Below are 19,455 nucleotides of genomic sequence, written 5' to 3' on the forward strand. Positions count from 1 at the left end.
GAAGCACAAAATCATGAAGTAGAAGAAACAGAGGCAATGCCATCAATGGAAGATGTCCTTGATCAAACCTTGGACGTTAAAATTGGCGACACTGTTAATGGTGAAGTTTTAACCATCGATGAAAACAACCAATTAATCGTAGGGATCGAAGGCGCCGGCGTTGAAGGCGTTGTGCCATTCCGTGAAATCTCATCAACACCAATCGACAATGTTGAAGACGTAGTTAAAGTTGGCGACGTCATTGAATTGGTTGTTGTTAAACAAATCAAAGAAAAAGAAAACGGTTCTTTCTTACTTTCACGTCGTCGCGTTGAAGCTAAGAAGATCTGGAAAGAACTTGAAGAAAAAGCTGAAAACGACGAAACAATCACTGTTCCCGTTAAGAAAGTGGTTAAGGGTGGTTTAGTTGTTGACGCTGGCGTTCGTGGTTTCATTCCTGCTTCAATGGTAGAAGATCACTTTGTTAAGGATTTCACTCCTTATAAAGATAAAGAATTAGAAGTTAAAATTGTGGAAATCGATCCAGCTGAAAACCGCTTGATCCTATCCCACAAAGAAATTGCTGCTGAAAAGGCTGCTGCTGAACGTGCTGAAAAATTAGAGCAATTCGAAGCTGGTCAAACTGTTACTGGTACAGTTGCTCGCTTAGCTAACTTCGGTGCCTTTATCGACTTAGGCGGCATTGACGGTTTAGTTCACATTTCACAAATTGCTCACCACCACGTGAAGCATCCTTCAGATGTTTTAACTGTTGGCGAAGAAGTAGACGTGAAGATCTTATCTGTTGATGAAGACCGCGGTCGTATTTCACTTTCAATCAAGGAATTAGTTCCTGGACCATGGGAAGATATCGAAGAAAAAGCGCCTAAGGGAGCCGTATTAGATGGTATTGTACGCCGTCTTGTGGACTTTGGTGCCTTCGTTGAAGTATTCCCAGGCGTTGAAGGTTTAGTTCACATTTCACAAATTGCGCATGAGCATGTGAATACACCAGCTGATAAATTATCAGAAGGTCAAGAAGTACAAGTTAAAGTGCTTGATGTGAACCCAGAAGAAAACCGCTTATCATTAAGTATCAAAGCCTTAGAAGAAGCACCTGCTAAAGAAGAAGGCGCTGACCGTGACCACAAACCACGTGCTAAGAAATCTCGTCCAGCACGTAAGAATAACCGTGGCCAAGCTGCACGTCAAAACCAAGCAGCTGAAGAAGATACAGGCTTTACTTTTGGCGACTTATTAGGCGACCAATTAAAAGGATTAGACCTTAGCGACGAAGACTAATCTAAAGATAATGAGTTGAAAATAGAGGCTTGAGCAAAATACTTTATTTTGCCGGCCTTTATTTTTTTATCAGAAAGAAAGTTGTTTAAAGGATTCTGTTCTAAATTGTGTTGATGAGCATGCGTTGCGCTTTTGAATTTGATCGTTATAGAGCCATGGCATCGGCTCGAGCCAAGGTCTCTTGCCTAGCGAGCTTCAAACGTATAGTACGGCTGACGCCTACTATACGTAATTCACATCGCTTGCTATTTCATGGCTAACGATCAAATTCAAAGCTTCACTACTGCTCAAAACTAGCTGATAGGGTAATCATGACTTAGATAATTACTCATCATCTAAATTAAAAAAATAGAGAATCATTTAAAGGAGGTTTTTAAATGGCTAATTTAACCATTGCGATTGTGGGGCGGCCTAATGTTGGCAAGTCAACCATTTTTAACCGCTTGGCGGGGGATCGAATCTCCATTGTGGAAGATACGCCTGGCGTCACCCGCGACCGGATCTATGCCCATGCGGAGTGGCTGGGCCGACGCTTGAATATTATTGATACCGGTGGGATTGACTTCTCCAATGAATCTTTCCAGGACAAGATTCGCGCCCAGGCAGAGATTGCTATGGAAGAAGCAGACGTGATTGTCATGCTGACCAATGTCCGCGATGGCGTGACCGATACCGATGAAATGATTGCCCAATTGCTCTACCGGACCAATAAGCCCGTTATCTTGGCAGTCAATAAGGTGGACAATGCGGAACAACGGGCGAATATCTATGACTTCTATTCCCTAGGTTTAGGCGATCCTGTGCCAATTTCAGGTGCCCACGGTTTGGGCTTGGGTGAGCTCTTGGAGACCGCATTGAAGCTCAGCCCCCAAGAACCAGACCAGGGCCCTGTGGATGATACCATTTCCTTTGCAGTGATTGGACGGCCAAATGTGGGCAAGTCCTCGATTGTGAACGCCATGCTCGGGGAAGAGCGGGTCATTGTCTCCAATGTTGCTGGAACGACCCGCGATGCCGTTCACACCCAGTTCACGGTGGACAAGCAGAAGTACCGGATTATCGATACAGCTGGCTTGCGCAAGCGGGGGAAGGTCTACGAAAAAACGGAAAAATATTCGGTCCTTCGTTCGATGCGCGCCATTGAAGAAGCCGATGTGGCCCTCCTCGTTTTGAATGCTGAAGAGGGAATCCGCGACCAGGATAAGAATATTGCGGGCTATGCCCATGAAGCGGGACGTGGCTTGATCATCGTTGTCAACAAGTGGGATGCTCTGAAGAAGGATAATCACACGTTGAAAGAATTCGAAGCCGACATCCGTGCCCACTTCCAATTCATCGACTATGCACCGATTGTCTTTGTTTCAGCTAAGACCAAGCAACGCCTCCACCAATTACCGGAACTGATTAAGCACGTTCATGAGAACCACCAACGTCGGATCCAGTCCTCACTTCTCAATGATGTCTTAAATCGGGCCATTACCATTAACCCAGCGCCTTCAGACAAGGGACGCAAGTTGAGAGTCTATTACCTGACCCAGGTGGCTACAGCTCCTCCTTGCTTTGTTGCTTTCGTTAATGATGTTGATCTGATGCACTTCTCCTATGAACGCTTCCTCGTGAATCAAATCCGAGAATCCTTCGATTTTGAGGGGACACCGATCAAATTAATTACCCGTGAAAGAAAGTAAAAGAGACATAAACTTTATCTAATTTACCTAGAAAAACATTGTAGTGGCAAGGCTTCTGTGGTATCCTTAGAATGGATTATCTAAGTAGATAGAGAAATCCTAAAAATGTTTTTCAATAAACATTCCGATAATCTTTATCGGAGGAGGTGAACTAAATTGGCAAATAAAGCAGACTTAGTACAAAGTGTTGCTAACGCAGTTGGAGATTCAAAGAAAAACGTGACTCCAGTAGTTGATGCAGTTTTTGAATCCATCCAAGCTTACCTTGAAGAAGGTGAAAAAGTACAAATCATCGGCTTCGGTAACTTCGAAGTTCGTGAACGTGCAGCACGTAAAGGACGTAATCCACAAACAGGTGAAGAAATCCAAATCGCAGCAAGTAAAGTACCTGCCTTCAAACCAGGCAAAGGCTTGAAAGACGCTGTTAAAGGAAATTAATCTCGTCAAAGAGTAGTAAAAGTCAGGTTTTCGGACCTGGCTTTTTATTTTTACCACTCGCTTCAAGGACTTATCCTTGGGCTGGGCGAACAGTATGCTAAAATATAGCGGAGGAGGAATGCGCATGCAGACTGAAAAAAATATTAGCCGCTTACTTCAAGCGATTCGCTTGCAGGATCTAGCGGGTATCGAGACATGCTTGGAAGACTTGCAAGCTAACTTTCAGGCTTACAGCCAAGACCAGCTCTTAGACCTGATTGAGGCGGTCCGAACCCTAGGTGACTTGACCAGCTTGCTTAAGATTTATGACTTGGCCCAGGCGGCAGAGCCAGGTAATTTGGAATGGCTGCTCCTGAAGGCGGAGGCTAAGATTGACCAAGGGGCTTACACGGAAGCAATCGATGACCTGCTGGCCTTAGGAGACGACCATCCTTACCAGGTGGAGGCCCTCTTGATGCAAGCAGATGCCTATCAAATGCTGTCGCTGCCAGAAGTGAGCATGGTCAAACTCCAGGAAGCCCAGGCCCTGGCCCCAGATGAAGCGGTCATCCGTTACGGGATTGCCCAATTGAAGTTTGACCAGGGAGACTTCCAATCCGTCTTATTGGACTACCGTCAACTCTTGGATGATGCTGATTTGCCGGATCCAATTCGTGAGAAAGTAGAAGAAAACTATCTTTTTGCGCAGACCGCTGTGGGTAACTTTGATGAAGCCTTGGACAGGCTCCAAAGCAAGAAGCCGGAAGAGCGGACGGAGGCTGAAGAGAAGCAATTGGGCCTGCTCTATGCCCTGAACGAAGACTATGAGAAGGCCCAGGGGATCCTGGAATCCTTCTATCTAGAAGATCAATTGACCGCCAAGGAATTGGCCCTCTATGCGGAAGTGAAAGAGGCCTTCCACGAAGACGATGAAGCGCTCAGGATGCTGACCTCTGCCCTTAACAGCCAACCCTTTGATGCGGACTTGTGGGGCCAGCGGGCAAGACTCTACCAGAAGCTTGGTCAAAGTGACCAAGCCCTAGCTGACGCCCAGCAAGCTCTGGCCTTAGACCCTGACTATACAACCATGCATGAACTCATCCTCCACGGCTATCTAGCGGCGGCGGATGATCAGGCCGCCTTGGACCAGGTTCAAACCATGCCGGCCGAATCCTACCAATCGGGCGAATTGGCCTGGTTGGTTGCCCGGACCTATGACTTAAACGAAGACTTTGACCAGGCCCATGACTACTATCAAAAAGCTTATCCCGACCTCAAAGAAGACGCTAGCTTTGTTTACGACTACTTGCGCTTTATGCGTGAAGAGGGCGACCAAGCAGCGATCACACACTTATTAGATGACCGGCCTGAACTCAAGTCCGATCCCTCCTTCTATCCCTTCTTATCGGACCAAGATATGGGTGAATATTTCTAGGAATAAATGCTATAATGGAAGGGTAATCTTTTGAGACAAAAGAAAAGCGAAAGGATGCGTAAGGATGAAAGTTTTAGTAACAGGATTTTTAGGACGGATGGGGCAGACTTCAGCCCATATGGTACTTGACCATGAGGGTTTCGATCTAGCTGCCTTGGTTGACATCAAGGCTGACCAAGCCGAAGACCTCAGCGCTTGGGAGGAGCTCGCCCCTGTCTACAGCAGTATTGAAGAAGCTTTAGATAAGGAAGCCATTGATGTAGCCATTGATTTCTGCCAACCTGATGCGGCTTACTACAACACCCGCTATTATATTGAACATGGGGTCCATCCCGTTGTGGGGACCACTGGCTTTAGCGCTGACCAGATTGAAGAACTGAAGAAACTGAGCCAAGAAGCCAAACTAGGGGGCATGATTGCGCCTAACTTTGCGATCAGCTCGGTTTTAATGCAGGTTTTTGCCCAACAAGCAGCCAAGTATCTCCCGGATGTTGAGATTATTGAAATGCACCATAATCAAAAATTAGATGCACCAAGTGGGACCGCCCAAAAAACAGCCGAACTCATCTATGAAGAGCGGGGCGACCACGCGAGCGGTCACCCTGATGAAAAAGAACAAATGGCTGGCGCACGGGGCGCCGACTTCCACGGCATCCGCATCCACAGTGTCCGCCTGCCTGGTCTTAACTCCCACCAAGTCGTGCAGTTCGGTGGCACGGGTGAGGCGCTGACTATTCGCCAAGATTCCTTTACCCGGGAATCTTATATGAAAGGGGTGGCTATGGCAGTTGACCATGTGATGGCAAGTCAAGAACTGATCTATGGCCTTGAGAATATCCTATGATTCAAGATCCTGTCTTTCAACAGGCCCTGCCTGTCCTCAAGGCCTTAGAAGCAGCAGGCTATGAGGCTTATTTTGTCGGTGGGGCGATTCGGGATGCCTTACTAGGCCTGCCCATCCATGATGTGGACATCGCGACCTCGGCCTACCCCCAAGAGGTCCAAGACGTCTTTCCCAAACACTTTGACGTGGGCTTAGAACATGGGACCGTGATGGCCTGGTATGAGGGGGAGACCTATGAGATTACGACCTTTCGGACAGAGTCTGGCTACCAGGATTACCGGCGGCCGGACAAGGTCGAATTTGTTCAATCTTTGGAGGAAGACCTCCTGCGCCGGGACTTTACCATGAACGCCCTGGCGATGGCCTCAGATGGTCAGATTATCGACTACTTTAACGGACAAGAGGCGATTAAAGAGGGGCGGATTGAAGCAGTTGGTGTGGCCCATGAACGTTTCCATGAAGATGCCTTGCGCATGATGCGGGCTGTCCGTTTCGCTAGCCAATTAGACTTCGAGATTGCCGAAGAAACCTCCCGAGCCCTCAAGACCAATGCGCCGCTCCTCGAGAAGATTGCCATTGAGCGCATCTTAGTGGAGATGAACAAGTTATGGCAAGGGAAGAATTGGCAAAAAGGCCTAGCACAGATGCTGGAAGCTGACTTGTGGGCCTATTGCCCTTATCTAGAGCGCCAAGTCTTGGAGACCATGCTAAAACTCTTAGCATCTAGTCCTTTTGCAGATTCGGATATGGCTTGGGCTTTCTATCTCTATTTAGACCTGGGCGCTGGGGCAGACCGTCAAGCTTATAATCAAGCCAGTCACCAGCTGGCCCGGGCCTGGAAGATGTCTAAGCGTGAAGACCAGCATATTGCCGGCCTGGCTTATGCCTTGGCCGTCCGCCAGGGGCTGTCTGTCTGGGATGCCGACTCGCTCTACGCCCTCGGCTTTGACCTTGCCTGGCAGCTAGAACAGACCCTAGCCCAGGAAGAAGCTGAGGGAAGCTTGCTGAGCCAGCGCTTTAGCCCAGCAAACCTCGCCGCTTGCCAGGCGAATTGGCAAGCCCTTCCCATCCATTCCTTAAAGGATCTGGCTGTGAATGGCTCGGACTTGATCCAGGCCTTCCATCCCGCAGAAGGGGCACAGATTGGTCGCTGGTTAGGCACTTTAGAAGCAGCCGTTCTGGCAGGTCAAGTCACCAATGATAAGGCCAGTCTGCTGGCCTGGCTAAAAGAAGAAATTGCAACGGAGGAGGAACATCTGTGATAAGAAGATATGCCGTGGTAGATATTGAAACAACCGGTCCTTCCTTTAAAGAAGGGGACAAAATCATCCAAATCGGTCTGGTTCAGTTAAGCGACCAAGGCATTGAAGCTGAATACAGCTGGGATGTCCAACCCGGGCAAAAAATTCCTCCGCGCATTGTCGACTTAACTGGAATTACAGATAGGCAGTTGGCCCAGGCCCCGACTTTAAGAGAAATTGCCGATGACTTTTTAGACAAGTTGGGCGACCGGATCTTAGTGGCCCACAATATCAACTTTGACTATAAATTCTTGAGTCGGAGCCTAGAAAAGCTGGGCTATCCGCCACTTAGCAATGAGGGGATTGACACGGTCGAATTGATCCGTCTTCTCTATCCCTGTGACCAGAGCTATAAGTTAGGGGACTTTGCGGAAAAGCATGGCATCAACTTGGTTCATGCCCATACGGCCCTCGATGATGCCCGGGCCACGGCCCAGCTTTTGTTACTGATTCAAGAAAGAATTAAAAGCTTGCCTTATGACTTGCTCCAAACGATTCAGCCCTTGACCACGACGATGATCCGACAAACGGGCCTCTACTTCAATGCTTGGGTCGAGGACTGGGCGCCGCGGACGAGGGAAGGCTTGGTTAAGAAGGGTCCCTTCTACCTTGCTGAGCAAAAAGGTCAGGGCTTGGTCTTTCCTAAACAATTTGGCCAAGACCAGGCGGACTTTGTTGACTTAGGGGGCCGGCCCCTCTGCATAGGCCAGGGGGACTGCCAGTTGAGCCCACTCCAGTTGGCTATGTGCCGGGACTTGTCTCAATTCTTTGACCAGGATAAGTCGGGTCTAGCCTGCCTTGATGCGCCTGCAGGTTCGGGCAAGAGCCTGGCCTATCTTTTGGCAGCCTTGCAAGCGCCAGCGGGCCAGTCCAATCTCGTCCTAGCGACCTCGACCCGCTTGCTCCAGGACCGTTTGGCTCAAGAGAGTCTCCAACAGGCAGCCGATATTCTTGGCCGCCCCTTGCGCTATGTCCAGCTCAAGAGTTCTCGTCACTATATCGACTTGTCCGCTCTGGCCGCCTTCCATGAAGAGGTCTTAGCTTCTAAGCAGGTCAAGAAACGAGATGCCTTGCTCTTGGCAGCTCTCATGATCTGGTTGGCCCAAAGTCAGACGGGACTGTTGGTGGAATTGAACCCGGGGCTTTTGACCAAGGATTTCAGCTGCAAGCAGCCGACGAAAGCAGCTTGCGACCAGGCCCTGTCCAAGTGGAGCGACCACGCCTATTATGCCCGGGAGTGGGAGGCCATCCCTGAAGCGGACCTGGTTTTAACCAACCAGGCCTTTCTCTGCCAGCACCAAAAGGACTTGGAAGACTGGGGTTTGCTCAGCTCTTCCGGCCTGCTCTTAGTGGATGAGAGCCACCAATTACTGGATACCCTCCAGGCCCAGGCGACCGCTTCTTGGTCAACTCAGGCCTTCGAGAACCAGCACAAGCACTTACAAAAATTACTGGCTAATCTGATACATTTTCCTGAGGCTTATCAGTTCTCCGGCCAATCCTTTGATGACTTGTACCAGTCCAGTCAATTGATCCAGGATGTCTGGCAGACTTTTGATCAGGTTATGGCTTATTTGGAAGAGCATTACCGCAAGCTTGTCTACTACAAGCAACAGAGCGACCACAAAGATAGTTTTATGCTAAAAGCTGCCTTTCAGGCTGCGGACCTTTACAGTCAGCTCAAGGCAGTCCAGGCCCAGGTGAACGATCTATCGAAATCTCTTCAGCAATTATGCCGGGCTGTCCAAGTTAAGTCAGGCTTTAGCAGCCAACGCTTGGACCAATTGCAGGCCACGGTTCGGTCCCAGCAAGCTATGAATGACCAATTGACCCAGTTAGTTCAAGGAAAGGACCTGGACTATTATGTTCTGGACCTGCTTGAAGCGGGGGAGGACCTTCACTGCCAGCTCCAGGGCAAACCCTTTGAAGACCAGCGCCTACTGGAAGGCTTTCTCGATACTTTGGCCTGTCAGACCGTCTTTATTTCGGCGAGTCCCTTGGCTGACCAACGCTTTGATAGCCAAGCCATCCATTATTCTTATGCTAGCACTAAGGGGATCCAGGAGGTTAAGGTCTTGATGGATGGCTTGTCCATTGATAAAATGATTGCCAAAGCGGCAGCAGCTTGGACGGCGGACTGCCTGCTTGAGCTCTGGCCCAAGCATTACCAGCGGGTCTTGGTCCTAGTCAATGCCAAAAAACAGGCCCGGTTACTCGAAGCCGCCTTAAAAGACCGCCTCGACTACCAGGCCTACCAGAAGCTCTATTGCCAGCTCAACTTCAAACATAGCCATAAGCTCTTCCAACTCTTTGACCAGGAAGACCAAGGCCTACTCATCGGTTTACAGAACTTCAGCGAAGGCGTCCACTTCAAGCAAGCTTTGGATCTTGTCGTGCAGCCGCGCTTGCCTTTTGCAGCACCGGAAGCAGCGGATGAATTGGCTAAACAAGCTCTAGCCCGAGAAGAGGGCAGGGATTACTTTGAGAACGTGGCCCTTCCAGATATGCTGGTTCGACTTAAGCAAGCCATTGGTCGGGCAGCTAATGGTCAGGGGGACCGAGCGGACTTCCTTTCTTTAGACCAACGTATACTCAAGAGCGCTTATGCCGACCACTTGCATGCCAGTCTGGCCAGCAGCGCTGACTTTAGACCCGTCCGCCTCCAGGACTTAGAAAATATTTCAAGTAATTTTAGCCAAAATAAAGGATGACAGCATGAAAAAAAGATTTCTCTACATCCTAATTGCCATTCTCACCCTCTATATTGTGCTGACCAATAACGTTTATTTTTCTTCCCAAAAACCACTCATCGATGCGGAAGACGCGGTCAGCCAGGTGGCCCAGGACCACAAGCTATCGGACATCAAAGATTTTTATCTCTTTACCAAGGACGAGACTTGGTACAGTGTTCGGGCAGAAAATGAAGAGGGGCGGGAGGTCTATCTAACTTACCAACCGGACAGTCAAACGGTGCACACAGGCTTTGTTGACGAGATGGTAACAGAAGAAAATGCCATCGCCTTGACCCAAAACGAACTTCCTGAAGTCGAGGTTAAAGAAGCCCGACTCGGTTTTGATGAAAAATTTTTCGTTTGGGAGGTAAGTTTTGTCGATAAAGACGGTAATTTAGGGTATCATTATATCAATGCAACTAACGGCACTTGGTATGAAACGATCAATAATTTATAGAAACAATGAGGTGACGCTATGATCTCTGAACGCATCATGAATTTACAAGAATCGAAAACACTAGCCGCTAATGACAAGGCCCGAGAACTCAAGGCCCAGGGTCGGGATATTATTTCACTCACAGTGGGTGAGCCAGACTTCGACACACCCCAATATATCTTGGACTATGCCAAGGAAGCCATGTATGCCGGCAAGGGCCACCATTACACGCCAGCCAGCGGAGCTTTAGAATTACGTGAAGCCATTGCCCACTACCATGAAAAGCATGACGGTGTTGTCTACGAGCCAAGTGAAATTTTTGCCGGGAACGGGGGTAAACTTGTTCTCTATTATCTCTTCCAAGTCTTAGTCAATCCTGGTGATGAAGTTCTTATTCCCCAACCTTACTGGGTCAGCTACTATGAGCAGATCCGCCTAGCTGGGGGAAAACCTGTGATTGTTGAAACTAAGGAAAGCAATAATTTTATCTTAACCGTTGAAGAATTGGATGGTGTTTGTACGGATAAGACCAAACTGCTTGTTCTTAACACGCCATCTAATCCCTCGGGCGCTGTGCTCAGTCCAGAAGAAATGCGGGCCATCGGTGACTATTGTGTGGACAAGGGCATCGTGATCATTTCCGATGAGATGTACTATCAATTGGTCTACAATGGCACCAAAGCGATTTCCATGGCCTCTATTTCACCTTCTATCCGCAAACAAACCATCGTCGTGAACGGTGCTTCCAAGGCCTATGCCATGACCGGTTGGCGCCTAGGTTATTGCATGGGCGATGAAGATATTATTCGCGCGATGAATAAATTGGCTAGTCAAGTAAGCGGGAACCCTTCCGGTATTGCCCAATATGCAACGATCGGTGCTTTGACAGGCCCCCAAGATGACCTGGAAAAGATGCGCCAGACCTTTGAAAAACGTTTAAATGCTGCCTATGACCGGATGAAAGCAATACCTGGTTTTAACCTAGTAGCTAAACCGCGGGGCGCCTTCTATCTCTTCCCTAATTGTAGTGAAGCTGCAGCCTTAACCGGCTATGCAACGGTCGATGACTTTGCTATGGCTCTCTTGGAGGAGGTCGGGGTAGCCAGTGTGGTTGGGAGTGCTTTTGGTATGCCAGACTTCTTGCGCTTCTCTTATGCAGCTGACCAGGACAAGTTCCTTGAAGCCATGGATCGAATTGACAACTTTATGACAGACCACCAAGTCCAGGCGTAAAGACTTAGAAAGTGAGCATGATCAAGAATGAAAATCGAAAAATATACGGTTTTGCGGACACTCCTTCTTGAGATGTATCACGAAATAGGCATCACCAATGAGGAGATGCTTTTTTTCATACATTTGATTAGTTTCCAGCAAGATAATGTGGAATTCCCCAGCTTTTCTATGCTGATGAAGCGGATGGGGATGACCCGGGATGAGATCTTAAGCTTGATTAATTCCTTAGTGGACCGCCAGTACTTGCGGATTGATAGCAAGAAAAATGAAAATAACCAACAAACGGAGTACTATAACCTGGAATTCTTGTATAATAGGGTTGACGCCTTAGTCAAGCAGCGGGAAGCCGAAGAAGAGAGTAAACAAACAGAGGATCAAGAAGCCGAGATTTTCCAAGTCTTGGAGACTGAATTTGGCCGGCCTCTGTCACCGATTGAATACCAAGAGGTGGCGGACTGGCTGCATAAGGATAAGTTTCCAACTGACATGATCTTTGAAGCCATTAAGGAAGCTGTCCTGGCCCAGGCCTATAGCCTGCGCTATATCGACAAGGTTTTAATGAATTGGCGTCGCAATCCCAAGCAAAGAAACTCTAAGCTTAGAGACCAGCACTCGCTTTCGGACCTACCACCAGCACCTATGAAGAAAATTATTAAAAAAGACCAGGAGTAAGGAGCTAGCAACTTGGAGAATATGACCGAGCAACAATTGCATACCCTGCGTGTCTTGTTACGGTCCCATCAATTGATGATGCGGGCCCTCAAGCAAGACATGAGGACTTATGGATTGACTGAAAATGAATTTATGATACTAGAATATCTTTTGAACAAGGGACCCCATGTCGTCCAAGACATCAAGGAACACCTGCTTATTCCCAACAGTTCGGTGACCTATGTGATCGATTGTTTGGAAGGCAAGGGGCTGGTTAAACGGGAACGGTCGTCAAAGGATATGCGCCGGATTATCATCGCTTTAACCCCCAAAGGACAGCGCAAAATAGCAGCTGACTACGAAGAACATAAGGGCTATGTCAACCAGCTTTTCTCTGTCCTTGATGCGGATGAATTGAAGCGCCTGCGACTGATTCATAAGAAATTAGGCTTCCAGGCCGAAGAGTATTACAAACGCGACCAAAAATGAAAGGAGGATGCCTATGCCAAGGAAGAACAGCCCTGAAAAAAGCCCTGAACAAGAAGCCTTCCCCAAAGCTGAGATCCAACGAACGGACAACCAGGAATTATTGATTAACGGCCAGCCTTTTACAGTTAAGGAATGGAGCCAGGAAGAGGCCCTCGATTTGGAGGCTTTAGCTGACCGCTATATGCCAATTCTGGATACTTATGACTATATCGTCGGTGACTGGGCCTACGAACAAGTCCGCCTAAAGGGCTTCTACAAAGATGATGTGCCCCATGTACCCCTGGAGCGTAAGATCTCACACCTAACGGATTATCTCTTGGAGTACTGTAATTTTGCCTGCGACTATTTTGTCTTGGAACACCAGCGTGACGAGGAAGAACGTCAAGAGCGCAACCGTCAATTGAAAAAACGACCCAAAAAGAACCGAAACAATAAGAACTATAAGAAGAAAAACCAGCGCAAGGACAAGGGCAAGAACAAGTCACACAAGCGCCAGCGGGATAAGAAAGCGCATTTCAGTATTAAAACGGATAAAAGCTCGACTAAGCCCTCAAATAAAGGCGTCAAGCGTCAAACGATTACCCAGGGCAATAAGAAAAAAGAGGGCTTTAAAATTCGTTCAACGAAAGGAAAAAAATAAGCATGAAAAAGAAACGTGCCATGTTTTTAGACTTGGATGGGACGGTCTACAAGGGGAAGTCCGCCATCCCTGGTGCTCGGGAATGGATCGAGCAGATGCGGGCTGCCCAGGAGCCTTTCCTCTTTGTGACTAATAATTCCATGCGGTCCCACCAGGAAGCCGTCCAGTTCTTAGGAGACTACCACCAGATTGAGGCGGAGCCTGACCAAGTTTATACTAGCGTGGACGCCTTGTCCCACTTATTGGGGCAGGAAGCCATTCAGCCTAGACAGAAGGCCTACGTTATGGGGAGCGATTACTTGAAGGCTACGGTGGCAGAAGAAGGCTATCAGATTGTTTCTGATCCCTTGGCCGAGCCGGTTAACCTCTTAGTCATGGGCTTGGACCAAAGCGTAAGCTACCAAGAACTCGCCCAGTGCGCCTATGCTGCCCAGTCAGGCGCCAAGTTTTATTTAACCAATCCGGATATCCAATTCCCTTCCAGTCATGGATTTGTTCCTGGAGCAGGGGCCTTGGGTGAATTGGTGGCCCATGTGTCCCGAACCGAGCCGATTGTCTGCGGCAAGCCTAGCCCCAATATTATCCTCGGTGCCTTGGAGCTCTTGGGCCTCGAAGCGGATGAAGTCGTGATGCTAGGGGATAACCTGACCACGGATATTTTGGCTGCTAACCGGGCTGGTCTTTCAACGATCTTAATTGAGACCGGCGTTCACCAGAGAGCCGACATTGAGCAGTTAAACATTGAACCCACCTGGCTGGTGAAGGACTATCAAGAGTTGATGGACTTATGGCCAAGTATCTAAAAGCCGGCCTACTGACCTTAAGCCTCTTAGTTGGGCTGATAGCAGGCGCCTTACTTTTAACGATTTGGTGCCTGCCCCTCTATGTCTTGGTCTTGTATGCTGGCAATCTAGCTGAGCGGGTGGGCTTGACCAATCAAGAAGTCCTCCATGACTACTGGCAGATGCTCACTTATTTGAATTTTCCATGGCGGAGGGGACTAGACTTTGCCTATTTTCCGTCTTCCGCTTCTGCCCGTTTCCATTTTTACGAGGTCAAGCAGCTTTTTTTGATGGTCTATCCGACTTTCTTAGCTGGCCTCGGCTTCAGCTGGGTTCTCACTAGGAAGCCTTTAAAAGCAGGGACCCTCTACCTTCTTTATCGGATTTTTGCTTACCTGCGTTATCTGCCCCTTATAGCTATTATCGGCTTAACGTTGAATTTCAACCGGGTCTTTGTCCTCTTCCATCAAGTTTTGTTTGATAACCAGGCCTGGCTCTTTGATCCGGCAACGGATCCGATTATTGAAGTGCTACCGGAAAGTTATTTCATGCTCTGCTTCATCCTCTTTTTTGTGCTCTTCCAATTAGGGATCCAAGGGGTTTATGCTTATTTGAAAAATAGCTTGTGAGTCGAATAAAAATGTTTTTTTAGTGGTCTGTGCTAGTGAGCATCCGTTGCGCTTTTTGAATTTAGTCCTTGAATTTATAGTGGATCAAGAACGGCTTTCGCCGTTTTGTACTTTATCCGTAATTCCCTTTGCTCCTACGGCTAAAGCAGCACCGGCTCGAGCCAAGGTCTCTCGTCTAACAAGCTTCAAAGGGCTCGTACGACTAGCGCCTACGATCCCTAATTCACATTGTTTGCTTTATCATGGCTAAGGACTAAATTCAACGCTCCACTATTACTCAATTTGAATTGTTTTTTTAATAAGTAGTCACCAATGTTTAAAAATTAGAGAAGCAAAAAAGTGCTCAGCTGAACCATGATTTCAGCTGAGCACTTTTATTTAAAAATTTCCTATTCATCTAAGCTTAAAGGTCATATTGATCACCTTGAGATCGGATTCGTGGACACATAAATTTCTAAGCGGCTTTGTTAACACCCTTATCTATTTTTGTCCTCTTTCAGTAAGTCAGAGGAGTGCAAGGGGCTGATGCGTTTTTCTGGATAGATGTAGTGATAGGCGGCGTTGATGGCGGTAGGGGCTTCGCCAAAGCCGGAAACAATCAGGTCAGTCTTACCTGGATAGCCTGCAATGTCACCAATAGCAAAGATACCCGGCCGGTTCGTTTGACAGTGGCCGTCGACTAGGACTTTATTCTTTTCGATGTCCAATCCCCAATTCTTAATTTCACCTAGGGAAGAAGTAAAGCCATAAGCCATGATGACTTGGTCCACGGGAATACGTTGGCTTTCATCTGACCGTGCTTTTTGCAAGTGGATGGCAGAGAGATTAATGCCGTCTCCCTCGAGGCCAGTTGGGACATAGGGGGTGATGAAGTTAATGTTGTCCTTTTGCCGGGCGGCTTCAACGGAGTATTCATGGGCCCGGAAGCGGTCGCGGCGGTGGATCAGATAGATTTCCTTGGCGTAGTCGCTCAGGGCAAGGGCCGTATCGAGGGCACTGTCGCCGCCTCCGCAGATGGCGACATTCTTGCCCGCATAAGCCGTATAATTGCTGACGAAATAGGCAACGCCACGGTTTTCGTAGTGGTCTAATTGGTCCAGGTCAACCTTGCGAGGGCTGAAAGAGCCATTACCAGCTGCAATGATGACTGCCTTAGCGCGATAGGTCGCACGGCTAGTTTCGACGACAAATTCCTCGCCATCGTTTTCTAAATTTAAAACTTCTTGGTTGAGGCTGAATTGGGTGGTCGCATGGAAGCGGGCCAGCTGTTGGGACAAGCGGTCGATGAGTTCCGCCCCCGAAATTTCGGGATAGGCAGGGATGTCATAGATGATCTTGTCGGGGTAGAGGGCCTTGGGTTGGCCGCCTAATTCAGGCAAGCTATCAATAATATTTACGCTCAACTGGCGCATACCGGCATAGAAAGCCGCAAAAAGGGCACTAGGCCCAGCACCAATAATGATCAGATCACTTGAGAGAGTTTCCATAGAACGTCCTTTCTATATGAATGCTTTAAAAGTTAAAGAGGCTATTAAGGAGTAAGGTCACGAGGATACCGGTCAGAATGCCACCAATAACCTCTGAAGGTTTGTGGCCTAAATAATCATCGATGACGAGCTTGCTCTCCTTAATGGCTTTCAATTGGCGACTGAGGACAGGATCGTCTTCTTTAGCCGCCCGCTCTTCGAGAATCAAGAGCAATTGGCGAAGAAGCATGCCCTGCTCACCGCTTTGCCGCCGGACCCCCATGGCATCGAACATAATAATCACGCCAAAACACACCCCAATCGCAACGTAGGCGGACTGGTAGCCGTATTTAAGGATAAGCGCAGTTATCAAGGCTGTCACAGCAGCCGAATGAGAACTGGGCATACTCCCTGTGGCATGGAGCAAAGCGAGTTTGGCATTGCTCTTGCGCATTAAGAGCGCGATGGGAAATTTTAGGGCTTGGGCAACAACAATGGCACTGAGGGTTGCCACAAGCGGTAGGTTAGTTAGTACGTCCATAGGGCCTCCGGTAATTTTTTGGCTACATGTAAAAGTATGCTGTCGATTGGACAGCTACTTAATAAATATAACATAAATCTCACCATTAGAGAACTAGCGATAACTATACATTTTCTTTAACTATTGGTACAATAGAGAGGAATAGAAATAAAAAATATGCATAGTTTTAGAGGAGGAATGTTATGTCATTTCCACAATTAGAAGAACAAGCTAAAGAAATTAAAGCAATCATTAAAACCAAGCAAGGGCAAATTGAAGTCGCTCTTTTTCCCGAATTAGCACCAAAAGCTGTCGAAAACTTTATCCAACATGCTAAAGAGGGTTACTACGATGGTGTGATCTTCCACCGGGTCATCCCTAACTTCATGATCCAGGGCGGGGACCCAACTGGAACGGGCCGCGGCGGAGAGTCCATTTACGGCCAAGCCTTTGAGGATGAATTCAATCTCTCCCTCTTTAATATTAAGGGCGCCCTGTCTATGGCCAATGCAGGACCTAATACCAATGGCTCACAATTCTTTATTGTCTCAGCGGGACCAGTTGATGCCAGCATGGTCAGCCAGTTGCGTGCTGGCGGTTGGCCTGAGGAAATCGTTGAAGCCTATGCTGAGAAGGGGGGGACCCCTTGGTTAGACCACCGGCACACGGTCTTTGGCCAAGTAAGGGAAGGTCAAGAGGTTGTCAGCCAGATTGAAAATGTTGACCGGGATGCCCAAGATAAACCGCTGGAAGATGTTGTTATTGAAGGGATCCAGATTATTGATCCAGAAAGTGATGCCTAATGACCAAGTCATTTGCGATTGGAGATATTGTTAAGGGGAAGGTGACAGGCATTCAAAGCTACGGCATCTTCGTGAGTCTCGGCGCTAACCACCAGGGACTCATCCACATCTCTGAAATTAACCACGGCTTTGTAAAGGATATTTATAACCAGTATGAGATTGGTGAAGAAGTCACAGCCAAGATTATCGATATTGATGAATACAGCCAAAAGATTTCCCTGTCGCTAAGAGCCCTCCAACCCCTCTTCAAAAATAAAAAACCGGCCCGCGGTAACTGGCACAAGCACCACCATCCTAAAGATTATGGCTTTGGTTTGATTGCTGAGAACCTGCCTAAATGGGTGGATGAAGGTCTTGCGAATATCCAGTCGGGCCTAGTCAAAGATTACCACGAAAATCATTTTAATAAGTAAGGAGTCTAACTATGGCAGATTTAAAATTAGATATCTCAAAACTTGATCCCTTTATTTCCCAGCATGAAATTGACTATATGCAAAGTGAAGTCAGCCAAGCCCACCAGCAGCTACGTTCTGGCAAGGGACCTGGCCATGAGTTTACGGATTGGTTGGACCTTCCCTTGGACTATGACAAGGAAGAATACCAACGCATCAAGGAAGCGGCTAAAAAGATTCAAGCCGACTCCGATGTTCTCCTGGTATTAGGGATTGGTGGCTCTTATCTTGGGGCTAAGGCAGCCATTTCTTTCCTATCTCATCAATTTATCCAAGAAGGCAAGTTGGAAATCATCTTCGCGGGTAATAGCCTGAGTGCCACTTACCTCAGCGAGGTTATGGACGCCTTAGAGGGCAAAGATTTTTCGATTAATGTGATTTCTAAGTCTGGGACCACTACTGAAACTTCAATTGCCTTCCGTATCTTCAAGAAGCGTTTGATCGATCAATACGGGGAAGAAGAAGCTAAGTCCCGGATTTATGCAACGACTGACCAAGCAAAAGGGGCCTTGAAGGCAGAAGCTGACCAGATGGGCTATGAAAGCTTTGTTATTCCTGATGGCGTTGGCGGCCGCTTTACCGTCCTGACAGCAGTGGGGCTTCTACCAATTGCAGCAAGTGGCGCTAATACGGATGAGCTCTTGGCCGGTGCTCAAGCGGCCCACCAGGCTTATCAAGAGCCTGAATTGGGCAAAAATGACGCCTATCTCTATGCCGCAATCCGAAATATTTTATACCGCAAGGGCTATAACACGGAAATTCTCGTTAACTATGAGCCTAAATTAAAATATTTTGCTGAATGGTGGAAGCAACTGTTTGGGGAATCAGAAGGTAAGGACGGTAAAGGAATTTATCCAAGTAGCGCTAACTTCTCGACAGACCTTCATTCCCTAGGCCAATATATCCAAGACGGTCGCCGTATCCTCTTTGAAACGGTGGTTAAAGTTGAAGAGACTGAAAAGGATATTAAAATCCCAAGCCTAGCGGAAGATAGTGATGGGCTTGCTTATTTAGAAGGACAATCCGTTGATGAGGTCAATACCAAGGCCTTCCAAGGGACCCTACTCGCTCACACGGATGGAGGCGTTCCTAACCTGGTTCTCCATGCGCCAGCGATTAACGCACATACGCTGGGCCAATTGATTTATTTCTTTGAAATCGCCGTCGCTATTTCTGGCTATCTTAATGGGGTTAATCCTTTTGACCAACCAGGAGTGGAAGCTTATAAGAGAAATATGTTCGCTCTTTTAGGCCGAGAAGGCTACGAAGAACTGGCTCAAGAATTGAACGAACGCCTATAAATCAAAGATATGATAAGGATTTTAAGCCAACTGATAAAAAAGTTGGCTTTTTTATGAAAAAGAGTTGACGAAGGAGAGAGAAGGAGGTATAATAATTTTTGTTGCTGATCGAGATCACTTCGAAATCGATCGCCAACAAAAATAAATTCAAAAAAAGTATTGACAAGTTTCAATAACTTCGATATACTAATTGAGTCGCTTGATTCAAGCCTTTGAGGCAAAGAACAAGCAGACGATCATCAAATCGAAAGAAGCAAAAAAACTTTTTAAAAAAGTTCTTGACAAGATTTCGATAAAGATGATATAATAATTGAGTCGCTTCAATAAGGCGACGAGATAGACCTTTGAAAACTGA

General features: G+C 47.5%; 19 protein-coding genes. 17 read left to right on the forward strand and 2 right to left on the reverse strand.

Annotation, left to right across the window (positions count from 1 at the left end):
• Positions 1–36: 36 nt before the first annotated feature.
• From rpsA to HMPREF3090_RS05830, 14 genes are all read left to right on the forward strand, one after another.
• The gene (gene rpsA / locus HMPREF3090_RS05765; RefSeq protein WP_230080847.1) at positions 37–1,281 is read left to right on the forward strand and encodes a 30S ribosomal protein S1; all 1,245 of its coding nucleotides are present in this window, start codon (positions 37–39) and stop codon (positions 1,279–1,281) included.
• Between the two features lie 377 nt (positions 1,282–1,658).
• Positions 1,659–2,969, forward strand: coding sequence for a ribosome biogenesis GTPase Der (gene der / locus HMPREF3090_RS05770; protein ID WP_067971901.1), 1,311 nt, complete (start codon positions 1,659–1,661; stop codon positions 2,967–2,969).
• Positions 2,970–3,125: 156 nt separating this feature from the next.
• Positions 3,126–3,407: an HU family DNA-binding protein gene (locus HMPREF3090_RS05775; RefSeq protein ID WP_067971897.1), complete on the forward strand. Its 282-nt coding sequence runs from the start codon at positions 3,126–3,128 to the stop codon at positions 3,405–3,407.
• 124 nt (positions 3,408–3,531) lie between these two features.
• Positions 3,532–4,821 carry a tetratricopeptide repeat protein gene (locus HMPREF3090_RS05780; RefSeq protein WP_067971893.1) on the forward strand — a complete coding sequence of 430 codons (1,290 nt, stop codon included), beginning with the start codon at positions 3,532–3,534 and terminating at the stop codon, positions 4,819–4,821.
• 64 nt (positions 4,822–4,885) lie between these two features.
• Positions 4,886–5,665 (forward strand): 4-hydroxy-tetrahydrodipicolinate reductase, encoded by a 780-nt coding sequence (dapB, locus tag HMPREF3090_RS05785; protein WP_067971890.1) that lies wholly within the window; start codon positions 4,886–4,888, stop codon positions 5,663–5,665.
• Positions 5,662–6,927, forward strand: a complete 1,266-nt coding sequence (locus tag HMPREF3090_RS05790; RefSeq protein ID WP_067971887.1) for a CCA tRNA nucleotidyltransferase — start codon at positions 5,662–5,664, stop codon at positions 6,925–6,927. Before dapB ends, HMPREF3090_RS05790 begins: the two co-directional genes overlap by 4 nt.
• Positions 6,924–9,677 (forward strand): exonuclease domain-containing protein, encoded by a 2,754-nt coding sequence (locus HMPREF3090_RS05795; RefSeq protein ID WP_083272402.1) that lies wholly within the window; start codon positions 6,924–6,926, stop codon positions 9,675–9,677. The genes HMPREF3090_RS05790 and HMPREF3090_RS05795 overlap by 4 nt, the downstream gene beginning before the upstream one ends.
• A gap of 4 nt (positions 9,678–9,681) precedes the next feature.
• Complete coding sequence (locus HMPREF3090_RS05800) at positions 9,682–10,155, forward strand: cell wall elongation regulator TseB-like domain-containing protein (RefSeq protein WP_067971881.1); 474 nt, start codon at positions 9,682–9,684, stop codon at positions 10,153–10,155.
• Between the two features lie 18 nt (positions 10,156–10,173).
• Positions 10,174–11,367 (forward strand): pyridoxal phosphate-dependent aminotransferase, encoded by a 1,194-nt coding sequence (locus tag HMPREF3090_RS05805; protein WP_067971878.1) that lies wholly within the window; start codon positions 10,174–10,176, stop codon positions 11,365–11,367.
• Positions 11,368–11,439: 72 nt separating this feature from the next.
• Positions 11,440–12,039, forward strand: coding sequence for a DnaD domain protein (locus HMPREF3090_RS05810; RefSeq protein WP_168140261.1), 600 nt, complete (start codon positions 11,440–11,442; stop codon positions 12,037–12,039).
• Between the two features lie 21 nt (positions 12,040–12,060).
• Positions 12,061–12,507 carry a MarR family winged helix-turn-helix transcriptional regulator gene (locus HMPREF3090_RS05815; protein ID WP_070486152.1) on the forward strand — a complete coding sequence of 149 codons (447 nt, stop codon included), beginning with the start codon at positions 12,061–12,063 and terminating at the stop codon, positions 12,505–12,507.
• Positions 12,508–12,520: 13 nt separating this feature from the next.
• Positions 12,521–13,147, forward strand: a complete 627-nt coding sequence (locus HMPREF3090_RS05820) for a YutD family protein (RefSeq protein ID WP_067971868.1) — start codon at positions 12,521–12,523, stop codon at positions 13,145–13,147.
• 2 nt (positions 13,148–13,149) lie between these two features.
• Complete coding sequence (locus HMPREF3090_RS05825) at positions 13,150–13,950, forward strand: HAD-IIA family hydrolase (RefSeq protein WP_067971865.1); 801 nt, start codon at positions 13,150–13,152, stop codon at positions 13,948–13,950.
• Positions 13,935–14,558: a TIGR01906 family membrane protein gene (locus HMPREF3090_RS05830; RefSeq protein ID WP_067971862.1), complete on the forward strand. Its 624-nt coding sequence runs from the start codon at positions 13,935–13,937 to the stop codon at positions 14,556–14,558. Before HMPREF3090_RS05825 ends, HMPREF3090_RS05830 begins: the two co-directional genes overlap by 16 nt.
• A 476-nt stretch (positions 14,559–15,034) precedes the next feature.
• Here the strand turns inward: HMPREF3090_RS05830 and HMPREF3090_RS05835 are convergent, their stop codons facing one another.
• Both HMPREF3090_RS05835 and HMPREF3090_RS05840 read right to left on the reverse strand, forming a co-directional pair.
• On the reverse strand, positions 15,035–16,045 hold the full coding sequence (locus tag HMPREF3090_RS05835) for an NAD(P)/FAD-dependent oxidoreductase (protein ID WP_067971859.1): 1,011 nt from the start codon (positions 16,043–16,045) through the stop codon (positions 15,035–15,037).
• A 25-nt stretch (positions 16,046–16,070) separates the two neighbouring features.
• Positions 16,071–16,565: a divergent PAP2 family protein gene (locus tag HMPREF3090_RS05840; protein WP_067971857.1), complete on the reverse strand. Its 495-nt coding sequence runs from the start codon at positions 16,563–16,565 to the stop codon at positions 16,071–16,073.
• Between the two features lie 182 nt (positions 16,566–16,747).
• Here HMPREF3090_RS05840 and HMPREF3090_RS05845 point away from each other — a divergent pair, with 182 nt between their 5' ends.
• From HMPREF3090_RS05845 to HMPREF3090_RS05855, 3 genes are read left to right on the forward strand one after another with little or no spacing between them, the layout of a single operon-like run.
• On the forward strand, positions 16,748–17,347 hold the full coding sequence (locus tag HMPREF3090_RS05845) for a peptidylprolyl isomerase (RefSeq protein WP_067971854.1): 600 nt from the start codon (positions 16,748–16,750) through the stop codon (positions 17,345–17,347).
• Positions 17,347–17,760, forward strand: a complete 414-nt coding sequence (locus HMPREF3090_RS05850) for a CvfD/Ygs/GSP13 family RNA-binding post-transcriptional regulator (RefSeq protein ID WP_067971851.1) — start codon at positions 17,347–17,349, stop codon at positions 17,758–17,760. The genes HMPREF3090_RS05845 and HMPREF3090_RS05850 overlap by 1 nt, the downstream gene beginning before the upstream one ends.
• Before the next feature lie 11 nt (positions 17,761–17,771).
• Positions 17,772–19,100: a glucose-6-phosphate isomerase gene (locus HMPREF3090_RS05855; protein WP_067971846.1), complete on the forward strand. Its 1,329-nt coding sequence runs from the start codon at positions 17,772–17,774 to the stop codon at positions 19,098–19,100.
• Positions 19,101–19,455 lie beyond the last annotated feature (355 nt).

Origin of the sequence: Aerococcus sp. HMSC23C02, from assembly GCF_001806805.1 — a bacterium.
GTDB lineage: Bacteria > Bacillota > Bacilli > Lactobacillales > Aerococcaceae > Aerococcus > Aerococcus sanguinicola.